At 42.9% G+C, this 14,645-nt stretch carries 12 protein-coding genes; 3 read left to right on the top strand and 9 right to left on the bottom strand.

Features of this window, described 5'->3' with window-relative positions; translation table 11 throughout:
- The first annotated feature begins 66 nt into the window (after nt 1-66).
- Together CWO13_RS09355 and CWO13_RS09350 are read left to right on the top strand one after the other, a co-directional pair.
- Complete coding sequence (locus CWO13_RS09355) at nt 67-1,389, top strand: efflux RND transporter periplasmic adaptor subunit (RefSeq protein ID WP_102431382.1); 1,323 nt, start codon at nt 67-69, stop codon at nt 1,387-1,389.
- Entirely contained in the window at nt 1,376-4,453 is a 3,078-nt protein-coding gene (locus CWO13_RS09350) for an efflux RND transporter permease subunit (RefSeq protein ID WP_108082837.1), read from the top strand. The genes CWO13_RS09355 and CWO13_RS09350 overlap by 14 nt, the downstream gene beginning before the upstream one ends.
- 97 nt (nt 4,454-4,550) lie before the next feature.
- Here the strand turns inward: CWO13_RS09350 and CWO13_RS09345 are convergent, their stop codons facing one another.
- The 5 genes from CWO13_RS09345 to CWO13_RS09325 all read right to left on the bottom strand — a co-directional run bounded on the left by CWO13_RS09345 (nt 4,551) and on the right by CWO13_RS09325 (nt 9,953).
- Nucleotides 4,551-5,315: a DUF481 domain-containing protein gene (locus CWO13_RS09345; protein ID WP_108082836.1), complete on the bottom strand. Its 765-nt coding sequence runs from the start codon at nt 5,313-5,315 to the stop codon at nt 4,551-4,553.
- 191 nt (nt 5,316-5,506) lie between these two features.
- A complete protein-coding gene (locus CWO13_RS09340) occupies nt 5,507-6,403 on the bottom strand; it encodes a hypothetical protein (protein WP_102479739.1) in 897 nt (298 codons plus the stop codon).
- A gap of 274 nt (nt 6,404-6,677) precedes the next feature.
- Nucleotides 6,678-6,968 carry a putative quinol monooxygenase gene (locus CWO13_RS09335; protein WP_065584768.1) on the bottom strand — a complete coding sequence of 97 codons (291 nt, stop codon included), beginning with the start codon at nt 6,966-6,968 and terminating at the stop codon, nt 6,678-6,680.
- Nucleotides 6,969-7,160: 192 nt separating this feature from the next.
- Nucleotides 7,161-8,531: an endonuclease/exonuclease/phosphatase family protein gene (locus CWO13_RS09330; RefSeq protein ID WP_108082835.1), complete on the bottom strand. Its 1,371-nt coding sequence runs from the start codon at nt 8,529-8,531 to the stop codon at nt 7,161-7,163.
- Between the two features lie 279 nt (nt 8,532-8,810).
- On the bottom strand, nt 8,811-9,953 hold the full coding sequence (locus CWO13_RS09325) for an acyl-CoA desaturase (RefSeq protein ID WP_048660095.1): 1,143 nt from the start codon (nt 9,951-9,953) through the stop codon (nt 8,811-8,813).
- A gap of 166 nt (nt 9,954-10,119) precedes the next feature.
- Here CWO13_RS09325 and CWO13_RS09320 point away from each other — a divergent pair, with 166 nt between their 5' ends.
- The gene (locus CWO13_RS09320) at nt 10,120-10,665 is read left to right on the top strand and encodes a GNAT family N-acetyltransferase (RefSeq protein WP_055318731.1); all 546 of its coding nucleotides are present in this window, start codon (nt 10,120-10,122) and stop codon (nt 10,663-10,665) included.
- 157 nt (nt 10,666-10,822) lie between these two features.
- On the opposite strand, the gene CWO13_RS09315 is transcribed toward CWO13_RS09320, so the two are convergent.
- The 4 genes from CWO13_RS09315 to CWO13_RS09300 all read right to left on the bottom strand — a co-directional run bounded on the left by CWO13_RS09315 (nt 10,823) and on the right by CWO13_RS09300 (nt 14,575).
- A complete protein-coding gene (locus CWO13_RS09315) occupies nt 10,823-11,848 on the bottom strand; it encodes a GGDEF domain-containing protein (RefSeq protein WP_048660411.1) in 1,026 nt (341 codons plus the stop codon).
- Nucleotides 11,849-12,132: 284 nt separating this feature from the next.
- Entirely contained in the window at nt 12,133-13,068 is a 936-nt protein-coding gene (gene ylqF / locus CWO13_RS09310; protein ID WP_029405588.1) for a ribosome biogenesis GTPase YlqF, read from the bottom strand.
- Nucleotides 13,069-13,234: 166 nt separating this feature from the next.
- The gene (locus CWO13_RS09305) at nt 13,235-13,549 is read right to left on the bottom strand and encodes a c-type cytochrome (RefSeq protein WP_102431388.1); all 315 of its coding nucleotides are present in this window, start codon (nt 13,547-13,549) and stop codon (nt 13,235-13,237) included.
- Between the two features lie 336 nt (nt 13,550-13,885).
- The gene (locus tag CWO13_RS09300; RefSeq protein ID WP_102460936.1) at nt 13,886-14,575 is read right to left on the bottom strand and encodes a helix-turn-helix domain-containing protein; all 690 of its coding nucleotides are present in this window, start codon (nt 14,573-14,575) and stop codon (nt 13,886-13,888) included.
- Nucleotides 14,576-14,645: the final 70 nt, after the last annotated feature.

The raw sequence follows: 14,645 nt of genomic DNA, 5'->3' as shown, positions 1-14,645 counted from the left end.
AGTAAGAAATAGCTGCTTAGAAAAACGTTTTAATTCAGACGAATTCAACGGTTATGGTTATTAAAAATGAAATTTACAAAGCTTAGTAAAACAATCTGTTTGGCACTGTTTGCCTTACATATCTCTCCATCGTTTGCCCAAGATTCAAACTTGATTCCTGTGACTATTGAAAAAGCTCACAAACGAGCATTCACTTCTTCAATCAACGAGGTAGGTAAAATCAGGGCAACGGATTCTGCTGCATTGACATTTAGTGCCTCCGACAAAATTCTTAATATCCATTTCAAAGATGGAGATTCAGTTAAAAAAGGTGAACTGATCGCTCAACTCGACAATACCAAAGCGAAAGCCGATCTCGACAAAGCTAGAAGCTCTCTAGCGTTAGCAAAGTCGAAATTAAAGCGAGTACAAGAATTACTAAAGAAACAGCCTGACTCTATGTCTCAGCAAGATGTGGAAGAACTGGGAGAACAGGCGAATCTAGCCGCGGCTGATTTCCGCCAGAAAGAAGCGCTAATGAACGATTACCTGTTGGTTGCCCCATTTGACGGGCAGCTCACTAACTTTAGCCATTCAGTAGGCAGTAAAATTGATAGTTCGACGGCACTTGTTAGCTTGATCAAACTTGATCCTGTCGAAGTTCAGTATTCCATTGGCCAGTCGGACTTGGGCAACGCAAAGCTTGGGCAGAATGTTTCCATCCAAGTTGATGCATTTGTTGATGAAGCGTTTTCTGGCGTGGTGGATTACATTGCGCCAGCGGTGGACGAGAGCTCAGGCCGTGTTGAAGTACACGCGCACGTGACTAACCCAGAGCATCGCTTAGTTCCGGGTATGTTTGCCAAAGTAAGTCAGATGACGAGTGAAGACTCCACGCAAATGGTGGTTTCCCAAAACTCAGTTCAAGCAAAAGATGCAGAGCGCTTTGTTTGGGTTGTGAATGGCGAAAGAATCGAGCAACGTATTGTCGAATTAGGCGTGAATACTAACGATGGTTACGTTGTTGTAGAGAAAGGCTTGAAGCTTGGCGATAACGTCGTTGTGACGGGACAACAGAATCTTAAGAAAGCGTCGTTAGTTAAGGTCATGAACCCAAATGCTGAACAGAAAACCGTTGAGCTAATAACGGAACCGACAAACAAAGACAATCCTCAGCAGACCGCAAAGCCTAAAGTAGAAAAGACCATAACACAGGTGGATGAACCCCATCCGATTGAGCCTTCGGTTGATTGGACGGAAGCATCGAAAGGCGTAGATGAAGCGATCATCGAAAACAGCGAGCAAGCAGAGACGAGCGCGGCTGTTGAGGATTCAACGAGCGAAACTCACACTAACGAAACACTAAGCAAGGAAGCTGTAACGAAGGAGAATCTGGATGAAGCTTCCTGAGATTTGTATTAAGCACCCTGTGTTTGCGTCAGTTCTGAGTATCACCATTGTTTTGCTTGGGCTTTTGTCGTTTCAAAAGCTCTCAATCCAGTACTTTCCAGAACATAAAACACCGTCAGCAACGGTAACGGCTGCGATCAATGGTGCGAGTGCGGAGTTTATGTCACGCAATGTGGCAGATAAACTGATCACCGCGGCAACGGGTCTTGATAGTGTTAAGACCATGACCACGGATTGTCAGGAAGGCACGTGTAATCTAAAAATCATCTTTGAAGATGACATTAATGACGTCGAATACACTAGCTTGATGAACAACCTGCGTAGCAGCGTTGAAGCGATTGGTGATTTCCCGCCGAGTATGACGGATAAGCCAACAGTAACGGATGACTCTTCTGATACTAGCATGCCGAGCAACATCATCACGTTTGTGAATACTGGCAAGATGTCTAAACAAGATATGTACGACTACATCAGCCAACAAGTCGTGCCGCAGTTTAAGCATATTCAAGGTGTCGGTGGTATTTGGGGGCCGTACGGCGGTAGTGAGAAAGCGGTGCGTGTTTGGTTGCAACCGGATCGTATGATGGCGCTCAACATGAGTGCTTCTGACGTTGTCGGCACTTTAAGTTCATACAACGCAACGTTTACCGCGGGTACCATCAAGGGGCAAGTGCGAGATTTCTCTATCAACCCAGTAAACCAAGTCACCAGCGTTGATGACGTGCGAGATTTGGTGGTTCGTGTCGATAACGGCAAGATCATTCGTATAGGTGATATCGCTGAAGTCAAAATGGGGGAAGAGAGCCTTACACCAAGTATTCTACGTGTAGACGACAACCTAGCGATGTCGATTCAGGTGTTGCCGCTAAAAAGTGAAAACCCAGTAACCGTTGCGAATAAAGTGAAGAAACAGATTGATGTGATTCAGCCTCAGTTGCCAGAAGGCATTGAGATGAAGATGGTTTATAACCAAGCTGATTTCATTAAAACGGCAATTGACGAAGGTTTCATGACTTTAGTGGAAGCGATTGTACTTGTTTCTGTTGTCGTCGTTCTGTTCCTCGGTTCTGTTCGTGTGGCTTCGATTCCAATCATCACCATTCCAGTATGTGTGATTGGTGTGTTTGCCGTGATGCATGTACTTGGCTTTAGCATCAATGTGCTTACTATTTTGGCAATCATCCTTGCTATTGGTTTGGTGGTCGACGATGCGATTGTCGTGGCTGAAAACTGCTATCGTCATATCGAAGAAGGTGAAACGCCATTTAATGCTGCAATTAAAGGGTGTCGAGAGATCGTCTTTCCAGTGATTGCTATGACGTTAACATTGGCGGTTGTTTACTTACCAATTGGCTTGATGGCGGGCTTAACCGCTGACCTGTTTAGACAATTTGCTTTCACGTTAGCAGCAGCGGTCATTATTTCTGGGTTTGTGGCGTTAACGCTTTCGCCAATGATGAGTGCTTATTTAATGAAGCCTGTATCAACTCCGGCGAAGTGGTATCAAAAGATTGATGCGAAACTGAATGTGTTATCGGATTTATACACCAAAGAACTGGGCAAATGGTTTGATCGTAAGGCTCTGATGAGTGGTATTGCTTTGGTACTAATCGCTCTGTCTGCCTTAGCGGTTTGGAAAATGCCTCAAGTATTACTTCCAACGGAAGATACCGGTTTTGTTGAGGTGACTTCTACGCCACCAACTGGTGTTGGCCGTCAGTACCATTTAGATAACAACGAGCAGCTTAACAGTGTGTTCAAGGGTAATAGTTCAGTAGAAGCGAACTTATCTTACATTGAAGGTACACCGACCAATCACGTTCTGTTGAAACCATGGGGTGAACGTGACCAGTCAGCTGATGAATTGGTAAACGAGTTTATCGCTAAAGCACAAAGTTCAGTCTCTGCTTACGGCATGTCCTTCAAGGTGCGCTCAGCAGATAATCTAAACATCGCTACCAACATGATCCTTGAATTGACAACGGTTAACCGTGATACCACTGTGCTGTCTGAAACCGCGAGCGAAGTCGTTAACGCGCTTGAGGATTACGAGGGCGTAACCAACATTAAGAACTCGATGTTGCGTGACCAGTTACGCTATGACTTATCGATTGACCGTAATGCGATTGTGTTGTCTGGTGTGGATTACGGCAATGTCACCAATGCGTTATCAACATTTCTGGGTTCAGTGAAAGCGGCGGATTTACAAGCGGATGACGGTTATACATACCCAATTCAAGTTCAAGTAAACCTAAGTGATCTTGGTGATTTCAAGGTGCTCGATAAGTTGTATGTGGATTCACAATCGGGGCAAAGGCTTCCGTTATCCCAATTTGTTTCAATCAAACAAGTGACATCGGAATCTAACTTCAAGACGTTCATGGGTAAAGACAGCGCTGAAATTACGGCTGACTTAATGCCCGGATACACGGCAAGTGATGTTAAAGCCTACATTGATGATACGGTTCCAAGCTTATTGAAACCGGCGCAGAGCTACGAATTCAATGGCATCGTTAAAGACCTAGTTGATTCAACCGCGGGCGCACAAGTGCTGTTCGTATTGGCGTTGATTTTTATCTTCTTGATCTTGGCGGCGCAGTTTGAAAGCTTTGTCGACCCGATGATCATCTTGCTGACGGTTCCACTGTGTATTGTGGGCGCGATATTGACGCTTTCGGTATTTGGTCAAAGCCTCAATATTTACTCCAAGATAGGATTGCTGACACTGGTTGGTCTCGTGACCAAACACGGTATTTTGCTGGTGGAGTTTGCCAACGAGAAGCGCAAGTCTGGTGCTAGTGCTAAAGAAGCGGCGATCAGCAGCGCACGTTCAAGGCTGCGTCCAATTTTGATGACCTCACTGACGATGATCCTCGGTTCATTGCCATTGGCATTGGCGGACGGCCCGGGTTCATTAGGTCGAATCAATATTGGTTTGGTATTAGTCGGCGGTTTGACAGCCGGAACCTTCTTTTCATTGTTCTTAGTGCCAGTTGCTTACGTTGGCATGGCGAATCTAAAACAGATGGACATACTGACTCGGTTAAGAACCAAACCAGCGTAGCGAGATGCTTTAAATTTATCTAGATACTTCAAGGCCCTCATTGTGAGGGCCTTTTGCTATTGTGGGCTAGATTAAGTGAGGAAAGCGGTGAGGGCGGTTAGAAATCGTAGTTTAGATTCATTGAGCTGTAGATTTCGGCGTTACTTTGATCTGAGGCGACAGTGGTGTTGTAAATGTATTCGGTATCAAACGTCAGTGCTAAATTACCCATCAGAATGTTCTTCAAATAGCCTTTTAGGTTGTAGTTTGTGTTCTCTTCACCGTAGGCCATGTTTGCAGTTGCACCCATAGAAAACGTTTCTGTAAGTGTTAGCGATCCATCAATACTGGCATTAACGATCAGCTCGTAGTTTTCTTTGTTTGGGAACTCTTCATCGGAGGGTTGTCGTTGACTGATTCTGTAACCCGGACCCGCAGAGCCTTGAAGCTTGATTCTTTCTGTATCGTAAAAGTGACGACCCAATCCGGTCGCGGTAATGAATTGCTTACGATAGGTACCATAGTGATCGTGTTCAAAACGTGTTGTCGCGACCAAATAGGTGATTTCGTTCAAGTCATAGCTGATGCCATAGTTGGTGGTATAGCGATTGGTACCGTCTTCGTCGTTTTCAGCATCGGTATAGTAGGTATCAAACTGAACTCGTTGGCCCCAGTTCTCTTTTTTGTATCCAATAGAGATTCCAGAGTTGATCGACAAAGATGAGCTGGTGTTTTGTGAGTAGATAAACCCAAGCTTGGTCAAGGTCGTAAAAGGGGATTCTTTAGCTTCTTCTTGGAATTCAGAACCTTCGCTTAATACGACTTGGTCCTCGACTTCCACTTCTTCAACCTCCTCTCCAGCCTCTTTTCCAAATATGGGCATAGAGAACGCGATGAGAGCTAAAGGTAGCTTTCCTAGGTATCGTGTGTATGAAACTGTGTTTGTTAATGGGCGCGTTGTTTGCGAGATAGCGTGTGTCGACATAATGGTTTGGTATATAAAATGATAGAATACGACTAACGCAAGGTTAGTCGTGAAGAGTCGCCAATGATTGAATCGAAAAAGCTAGTGAGTTACGACGCCATAGGTAAAGGCGAAAAAATCGTTTTTATCGCTGAGAACCCGCTACCTCGATGAGGATTGAAATCTTCAATGTGGACAAAGAATTCAAGTATCTCAGAAGGTTTATCGTCTTCGATTAATAAGAACTCGAGTAGCCCTTGTTCGACATGGCATGAAACTATGGTCTCGCTTGATTGATCTGCTGAAATCTGTTCAACATTGATCACAACGCTCGTCTCGGGTAAGACATTGAAAGCATCTTGCGCACATTTGAGAATACAGCTGGAGACATACTCTCGATATAAAGCATTGCTTTCAGAAAGAGACATCGTTTCAAGCTTCACTTCACCTTGGCACATTACCTTTTTTTCTTTAGGGATCACGTTGTGCTTATTAACCTGAATATTGATTTCTAGCAGGTGACCATTCTTATAAGTATTGAAGTTATGGTTAATCAGCTTAGTGTCGGCTACCGCGGCGTTAATGGAGTTCTGCTGAGCTTCGGAAAGGGCAGAAAGCTTTGCTTCGCTATCGTTGTTTAAAATACCTTTCGATAATTGATTGCCCTTGGCCCAGTAGCTGTAGCTTTGAACCCAATGCACAAACTCTGTCTTGTATTGCTCGATGTCCTGTTCGGCGGCACGCTCAATATTGTTGGTGAGGGTGTACAATTTCGACTTGTTGCCTAGCAGCATATCTAGCCAGCTAGGCTTGTACTCATCGAGTGCTTCCATGGCTTTGACTTTATGATCGAATCGAACTGTTGGCATTACCGGAGCAGGCTCCATCGCAATCGACTCCCAATTCATTTTTGGGGTCGGAATGGTATGCACGGATTGGATTAAGTATAGGTGCTGATTGAATAAGTTCACTTCACTTACAGCGTCCTCAAGTTGTTTGGTATTCATCTACATTCCTGTCGACTGTTGTTCTTGTAATTTGGCGCTTAGTTTATGGTCAAAGCGCGCGAACAGTATTTAAATGAATGTGAATGATCTTTCGTGAGGTTACTTGATATTGGTTTAGGAATATTTCGACTGTGGAGAGATTAGCTTCTGTTTATGAGGGAGGAAGCGGCACATCGAGCCTGGCACAAAATGAACTCGAAACAACATGACAGGCAAGAAAGCGAAACCCTGCGTTGAAAGCAGGGTTTTTATTGAATCAGTACTGAGTGACTGGTTAGGCAATGTGCGTCATTTTGTTAATCACAAAGGTTTCAATACAGTTTTCAGTCGCAGCCATGTACTCGGCGATGTGTTGGCTCGCTAAGTGTTTCTCTAGATGAGCTTCAGAGTCCCAGTTCTCATGAAAAACGAAGTGAGCAGGGTTACTGTTATCTTGATGGAGGTCGTAGTTGATACAGCCTTCTTCGGAGCGGGTTTTATCGATCAATTTAATCATCTCTGATTTAACTAGCTCAGTTTTATCTTCTTTAGAGACGATCGTTGCAATAATGGTTAGCTTAGTCATTGTGAATTCCTAGGGCAATAAATCTCTGGGTCCGGGTAATATAAGTATCTATAAACCAAAGAAAAAGATACGATCTATCCAATGACTATGGCTGTTTGTGTCCATAATTTTCTTTGTAATCGCGAGATTATTAATGAATTACGCTCATAAGAAAGCCCGACACTAAGCCGGGCATCTTAAAAAGTGAATGAATTAGTTACTGAAATCAGCCTTTACCCAGATCATACGATGGTCAGAGGATACATCCTTGCCGTTACCATAATCACCAATTCGTGAGTCATTGAATAGTTTGCGTCCTTCTTCATACGAAGCTGACCAATAAACACCAGATTCAACAATGTTTAATGTAGCTGACGGCAGTGCGTAATCAACCGCAAGTCCAAACGTCGAAGTTATACGGTTTGGTTGTGGGTGAGACGATGACTTATCTACCGCATGTTCAGCTGCGCCATAACTAGTAGGGTATAGACTGCCGTTGGTGACTTCTTGATTAACTAATGAGTCGTTATGCAAGTCTTGCATTACAGAGCTAATGCCGTCGCCATCAACAGGATCTAGGTTTTGGTCACCCATCATAACAAAGTGCTTGCCTTGCTCTAGGCCACCTGTTTTTCCAGTGTCATCATAGATGAACGACTTGTTTTGGATGTATTGGTGCCAGAAGTCGACTTCCGCTGCGTTTTGCTCAATGTTCTTACCCACATCAAAAGCTGGAGGAGTAGGGTGTGACATCAACAAGTGAACGGTTTCTGTCCCGTTTTTAGTTGGAATTAGGATCGGCGCGTCAACGTGGTTTTTTGACGATAGACGAACTTCTTCCCATTCAGCTGCTGTGTACCACTCGTCGCCACAGTTCATGCCGACAGGGAACTTACTAGGATCATCACAAACTGTGATTGTTGGGATGGTTGCACCTTCAAGATCTTTCCATTTAAATTCTTGGAATGTGCGAGTGTTGGCCGTGTCTATCTCATATTTAGACATTAGAGCAAACGCATACTGACCATGGTAGAAACCGAAGCCCCACGCATCACCGGGAAGTGTTCCAAAATTACCGTCATTGTCTAAATCAAAACCAAATTCGTTCAGCAAACCTGTATTGGCCGAATAGCTTTCAAAATATGGGTATGAGATTGGTTCTAGGTTCGCGTCGCCACCTGCACCTTCGATACTTTGAGCAACAGAAAGGTAGTTCTTCTGGAAGCCTTCGAGCGCTGATTTGTCGGTACCAGTACCATCATTGTTAAATTCAGCCATCATCAGCACATCAGGTCGATTCTTTTGAATCACGGCAGCGACGTTGCGGATCTGGATAACCTTTGCAGCTGTTACTTTGTCAGCGTCATCAATCGTGTTATCCAAATAGTCGGTCACTAGTTTTGTTTGAGCGCTTGGTTCAATCTGCATTTCTGTCACAAGGTCTTCGAAGGTGGCACGATCAAAAGACAAGTTATAAGTCGCGATCTTTACTTCTTCAGGTTGAACGTAATCTGTGTCACTGCTGCAACCAATCAAAAGTGCAGAAGAGATGGCGAAAGCGATAGATGTTTTTAACAATTTCATAAAGTGGGTCCGCTAATTGCTGAAAGAAATTTGGGACGCGCATGTTATGAGATGGATATCATTCTGTAAGTGATTCTTGTCACAGGCAAGGCTCTGAAGTGACATCTTGTTGCATTGAAAATGTGACATTTGGAACTAGTGTCTGTAATTAGAATAAAGACTTAAAATTCATAAATTTAATTAGAACTGTGAATTAAAAAAGCCCTCATAGCAATATAAGGGCTTCAGAATAAGAATCAAACTGTGTTGTTATTGGTGTGTTAAGCGTATTTTTTTGCTTTAAGCATATTGTTCCACTGTCATCGCCCAATTTTTCTTCTGTTGTTCGAAATTCATTTTGATTTGCTGGTAACGAACTTTAAGAACTGAGTGTTCGTACTTCTTCACAACGTCTTCACGTTTACTTTCAAGTAGCTGCTTTTTGACTTCGTAGTACTCGTTCATGTTTGATACTAGAGCATCGAATTCTTGCTGAAGCTTGTCTGCGATTTGTTGCTTGTCGGCACGGTGCATGATTTTTTGCTGTGTGCGTTTGAGTAGCATTGACGCTTCGGCTTTCTCAATGCGAGCTTGAGGGGTCTTTTTAAGCTTACTTGTCAGTCCCATCAATGAAGCACTTTTGATCAACCACTTTGTAGGATCGTATTGCCACCAGTAGATGCCGTTACGGTAGTCGTTCTCAAAAATGTGGTGGAAGTTATGGTAGCCTTCGCCAAAAGTTAGAACCGCCAACACACCGTTATCGCGGGCCGTGTTTTTGTCGGTAAAAGGTTGGCTACCCCAGATGTGAGCAAGAGAGTTAATGAAGAATGTTGTGTGGTGGTTAAGTACCAAACGAACAGCGCCTACGATTAACAACATGCCAAGTACGTCACCGTAAATAACACCTAAAGCGATAGGAACACCGAAGTTCATCAGCAATGCCAACAGAACATAGTGCTTGTGCTGCCACATAACAATCTTGTCTTTTTTAAGGTCACGGCAGTTTTCGTAGTTTTCGTACATTGAAGTGCTGTAATTACGAATCATCCAACCAATGTGCGAGTACCAAAAGCCGCGTTTTGCAGAGTATGGGTCTTTGTCGTTGTTATCGACATGCTTGTGGTGTACACGGTGATCAGAAGACCAGTGTAGCGCGCTGTTCTGCAGGGCAAATGCACCACCTAATGCAAACAGGAATCTTAGGCTTGAATGCGCTTCAAACGCTTTGTGTGACCATAAGCGGTGATAACCCGTCGTGATTGAAAGGTTACAGAACGTAAAGCAGATCGCTAGCCATATCCAGTGCTCCATACCATAGCCAAAAAAGTAGCCATAAACGGGAGCGGCTACAACAGCAAGCAGCATACTAAAAGAGAATACAAAAATATTGAGCCAGATTAATGGCGGCTTTTTTGTAGATTGTTTGTCGGCACTATTCATTAGCAAATTTCCATTGGGCTTACATCTGTGCGCTAGAATATCAGCGTACACGTGTAAGTCAATATTGAAAGTGTAAACGTGTATTAGTATGTTTTGCTTAAATATTGTATAAAGGTAGTGTGAAATGTAGTAGCAAGTCATAAATGGAAGTACTAAGGGCTAATAAATGGAAATTAAGGTAGCTGAATATAAAGATTATGAGCGGATTGCCCAATTACACGCGGATAGCTGGAAGCTATATTACCGTGGCATCCTTGCTGATGATTACTTAGAAAATGATGTTTTGGAGGACAGATCTGTTATTTGGCAGACTCGTTTGATTAATCCTCCTTTCAACCAACATGTTTTATTGCTAGAAGAAGGCGGTTTACTGGTTGGTTTCGTCTGCGCGTTTGGTAATCACAACTTTGAACGAGGTACGTTCATTGATGCGTTACACGTAGACAATAATTACCGCGGTCGCGGTGTAGGCAAGCGTCTATTGTCTGAACTATCGAAGTGGTTACAGCAATACTATTCGGATTCAGGGCTTTACCTAGAAGTGATGTCTGAAAATCGCCAAGCTATCGCGTTTTATGAAGCAATTGGAGGCAAAGAAGAGCTAGAGCAAGTTTGGAATGCACCATGTGGTAGCCAAGTGAACGAAAAAGTGATTTCTTGGAACTCTCCCGTTGAACTTGAACAGAAAACAGCAAGCGTCGTGTATTCTTAGACGATTCTTGTTGAATACTGGTTCCTTGCTTAATTGCAACGCTTACCAAAGCTGAAGAATAAAGATAAAAGCCCCGAGCATTAAATTGTTCGGGGCTTTTTTGATTGGAGTAGTCGTCTTTTTTGTTAATCGCTAAGGTGCGTGAAATACTGGGTGATTAATCACACCATGTGATCTTATTCCTACCACCTTTCTTCGAAATGTAGAGTGCTTGGTCGGCGTCGTCGATAAGTTGCTCGACAGAACCAAGGGCCTGAGGTGCATGTTTTACACCGATTGAAATCGTTACCTCTAACCTAAGGCGAGAAGGGGACTCTAAAAGGGAGTTAACTAGCGATTCAATTGAAGCCTTTGTTTCCCCTTGCACCATCACCAAAAATTCTTCACCCCCGTATCGAAAGCAGTTACTGCTCGTCGGTAGTCGTTTTTGAATCTCATCAGCCAGTTCTTTTATCACCATGTCGCCCATTTGATGGCCGTAGGTGTCGTTAATTGATTTGAAATGATCAACATCTATCATTATCGATGTAATGGATAACTGACGGTTTATGCTCGGTTCTATGACCTGATGAAGATAAAGGCGGTTGTAGCAACCTGTTAGCGCGTCTTGATAAGAAAGCGCCTCAAACATATTGGATTGTTTGCGAAGCTGAATCGCTTGTTTGCGCAACTGCTCGGATTGAGCAAAACGCTTGTGTACTTCTAAGTCACGTCTTATACAGGCCGCTGAGATTAGGATGTAAGCCGAAATATAAACGGAAATTGTTTCTATTTCATGCTTTGGCTCTGCTTCATAAAGCAGTGGCGCAAGGCCGATCAGATAAGCCAAAAAGATAAACGACAGCGTAAAGATACTGTATTTGGCTGACAATCTTGAAAATGTGCCAATGTAGATCATGACGAGAATGATACCACCTTGGTAATCGAAATTATTCAGATCAATCGCAAGCCGACCGACATAGACTAAGAAAAGTGAGCTAACTACAAGGAAAGTACTTTCTACCAGTTCCAAAACGTTGGGTTTGTTTGTAATGCAGTATCTGGCGACAGCCATCATCAATAGAAAAAGTATGACTCGGAAAATGATAGGTGTAATGCACTCGCTACCAAAGTGGATGTAGTCGGTGATGATGAAAGCACAGAATATTGAGATCGGGATGTAGATGAAATTTATGTACGGCAAATAAATTTCATTATCGAAATAGGTTTTAAATCTTTGATTCTTGAACCCAGAATAAGAGCGCATTGAGAAATTAGCCGAGATGGATACACAATAATTTGCGTAGTATGTCACAGTCTTTGGGATTGTAAACGACCGTTTCTATAGATTTGTCAGTATGTTAGCTAGATCAACAAACGGTAACAGGCAATATTCACGCTCTATCATCGATAGAACGTGAATATATTAGAGGCAGGTGTAAGAGTGGTAAACAGAAACTAAAGTAGATTAATAAAAACTAATAGCGATTAACGCTTGTTCTTCAAGTAACGCTTACGACGCTCTTCTTTTTTCTTAATCTGTTGTTCGGCTTTCAGCGCAGCCGCTTCTTCAACTTCGATCAGCTCTTGTGTGATCATTTCTGGCAACTCAAGAGTTACCTTACCTAAAGTGCCATTACGCAATTCGTGAAGCAGGATTTCTGAACATTTGTGAATGTCTATGTGGCCACCTGCACGAAGTGCACCACGCTTACGGCCAATCGCTTCCATCAGTTCGATGTCAGACTCAGGCAGCTCTTCAATTTGGTAGCGCTCTTGCAAAAGGTTAGGGTACTGCTTTGCTAGGTACTCTACTGTGTAAAATGCCACTTCATCGTATTCCATTGCCGTATCTTTTACAGCACCTGTTGCAGCCAAGCGGAAGCCACTGTGTGGGTTTTCCACTTTAGGCCAAAGGATCCCTGGAGTGTCTGAAAGGATCACGCCATTCTGCAGGTTAATGCGTTGCTGACGACGAGTTACCGCAGGTTGGTTACCAGTAACCGCGATCGTACGTCCCGCCAAACAGTTGATGATGGTCGATTTACCCACGTTTGGGATGCCCATGATCATTGTACGAATATTCTTGCCCATCTGTTCACGGTGCGGTGCCAGCTTACGTACTAGCTCCATAACGTGGTTAACTTCTTCTTTTACGCTAGTCGTAATCGCAATCGCTTTAACGCCTTGCTCTTTCTCGAAGTGTTCAATCCAACGCTGAGTCAGTTCAGGATCGGCAAGGTCACGCTTGTTCAACACTTTTACACAAGGCTTATCGCCGCGCAGTGAAGAGATCATTGGGTTTTCACTACTAAACGGGATACGAGCGTCCAGTACTTCGATGATCACATCAACCTGTGGGATAACTTCTTCGATTTCTTTGCGGGCTTTATGCATGTGGCCCGGAAACCATTGAATAGACATAGAGATAAACCTTGATAAATATATTTGCTGCACATTGTAAGGGTTGGATGATACGTGTAAAGGTATATCTATCGCGACCTTCAATGAGCTCTGTGAGTTTGCTTGAAGTATAGACGGCTTGGTGATGCTTATTTAGCTGATGATTAACCTGATGAAAGTGGGCCCGCTAATGTTGTGACGTGTAAAAAGCCGCTATATCTTTCAAGTCTTGGTCATTGAGCTTGCTTAGTTGTGCTCGCATCATATCTGCGTAGTCGCCTTGTCTTTCCCCATTTTGATACGCTTTCATTGTATTAAAGAGGTAGGTTGGATCTTGACCAGAAAGCTTAGGATAGGAGTTATCAGCCGAAGGGCTGGTGGGGTTATGACAAAAAACGCAGCTTGGTGATTTCACTTTACCTAATTCAGGATCGCCATCATCAGAGGCATAAAGGCTAGAAGAAAAAGCGACTAATATTAGAGCGAAGGATGGGTAATGCATGTTTTTGTTCCGGTAAAAACATGATTATAAAGCTGACCTTAAGGGGAAGCTCAAGTTCTATTTGCTCTAGATGAGCAATTACATGGGGTTAGAGTGAATTTTTACAGCTTTGTTAGGAAAGTCATGTACAAACCGGAGCAGCTAAGCTTTTTGAGAAGCTGTGAGTCATAGAGCCGAAATGTGTCGTGAGGCTTAAGTTTTTGTGATGCGCAGTTGTTGGATATCAGAGCAGAAACTTGTTAAGGGGGGACGTGGCCCAAGCTTTGAAAGGGAACTTTCGTCAACTGTCATCGTGCTTGTAGGTAACTGTAATTTACTATTATCTTTGGATTGTAGTTATACTTTGAGCTTTATATCAGGTTGTATAATAGTCTCTAAACTATTGATAAAATATGCTTTTCTTATTGCTTCTTTGCGGTTTGTGACATTTATTTTTTTATATATATTGTATACGTGCGTCTTTACCGTACTTTCTGAAATAAATAGTTCGTTTGAAATTTCTAAATTTGAATCGCCTCTAATCACGCGCTTGAATATTTGAACTTCTCTTTTAGTAAGGCTAGATAGTATTACTTTCGACTTGAAAGTGTAATCGTGTCTATTAGATAGAATATGTGACATTAACTTTCTTGGTAGCCACAAATCGTCGTCACACACTGTTTTTAAACAACGGGTAAGGTGATCAATAGGAGCGTCCTGATAGATGATTCCTTTTATATTAAACAAGTTGAATAGTTGCATTACGGTAATACTCTGTCCGGTAATGTCAGCAGGAACATCGTAGACTACCCATTTCTTTGATTCTATTTTTGATAAAATGATGTTGATATCTTCGATATTTGCCAATAGTAAGTAGCTAATAAGGACGACATCGAAAGTCTTATGGTTACTCGAGCGCTCAATGCTTGTCATGCATTCTCTGCTAAAAGAAAAATCACTGTATTTTTCTATTTCGCGCTGAATAAACTGGTTGTTAATACCGTTGTCACCAATTAGGAGCATGTGCTTCAAATTATTTCTATGCATAACTTATTCCGAGCCTGGTAAATCATGTTTTGATTCTATGACGTTGTGTTTTATAAAATTGAGCTCTCCG

The sequence above is a fragment of the Vibrio sp. ZF 223 genome, from assembly GCF_003050585.1.
In the GTDB taxonomy this organism is placed as follows: domain Bacteria; phylum Pseudomonadota; class Gammaproteobacteria; order Enterobacterales; family Vibrionaceae; genus Vibrio; species Vibrio crassostreae.
Note: the sequence above shows the minus strand (reverse complement) of the source record. Positions and strands in the feature narration are given on the sequence as shown.

What these genes read in the sequence shown, in the direction of transcription:
- CWO13_RS09350 (WP_108082837.1), top strand. Translation starts at nt 1,376, where the DNA reads ATGAAGCTTCCTGAGATTTGTATTAAGCACCCTGTGTTTGCGTCAGTT.
- CWO13_RS09320 (WP_055318731.1), top strand. Translation starts at nt 10,120, where the DNA reads ATGGAAATTAAGGTAGCTGAATATAAAGATTATGAGCGGATTGCCCAA.
- CWO13_RS09345 (WP_108082836.1), bottom strand. Translation starts at nt 5,315, where the DNA reads ATGCCCATATTTGGAAAAGAGGCTGGAGAGGAGGTTGAAGAAGTGGAA.
- CWO13_RS09305 (WP_102431388.1), bottom strand. Translation starts at nt 13,549, where the DNA reads ATGCATTACCCATCCTTCGCTCTAATATTAGTCGCTTTTTCTTCTAGC.
- CWO13_RS09340 (WP_102479739.1), bottom strand. Translation starts at nt 6,403, where the DNA reads ATGAATACCAAACAACTTGAGGACGCTGTAAGTGAAGTGAACTTATTC.
- CWO13_RS09355 (WP_102431382.1), top strand. Translation starts at nt 67, where the DNA reads ATGAAATTTACAAAGCTTAGTAAAACAATCTGTTTGGCACTGTTTGCC.
- CWO13_RS09330 (WP_108082835.1), bottom strand. Translation starts at nt 8,531, where the DNA reads ATGAAATTGTTAAAAACATCTATCGCTTTCGCCATCTCTTCTGCACTT.
- ylqF (WP_029405588.1), bottom strand. Translation starts at nt 13,068, where the DNA reads ATGTCTATTCAATGGTTTCCGGGCCACATGCATAAAGCCCGCAAAGAA.
- CWO13_RS09325 (WP_048660095.1), bottom strand. Translation starts at nt 9,953, where the DNA reads ATGAATAGTGCCGACAAACAATCTACAAAAAAGCCGCCATTAATCTGG.
- CWO13_RS09335 (WP_065584768.1), bottom strand. Translation starts at nt 6,968, where the DNA reads ATGACTAAGCTAACCATTATTGCAACGATCGTCTCTAAAGAAGATAAA.
- CWO13_RS09300 (WP_102460936.1), bottom strand. Translation starts at nt 14,575, where the DNA reads ATGCATAGAAATAATTTGAAGCACATGCTCCTAATTGGTGACAACGGT.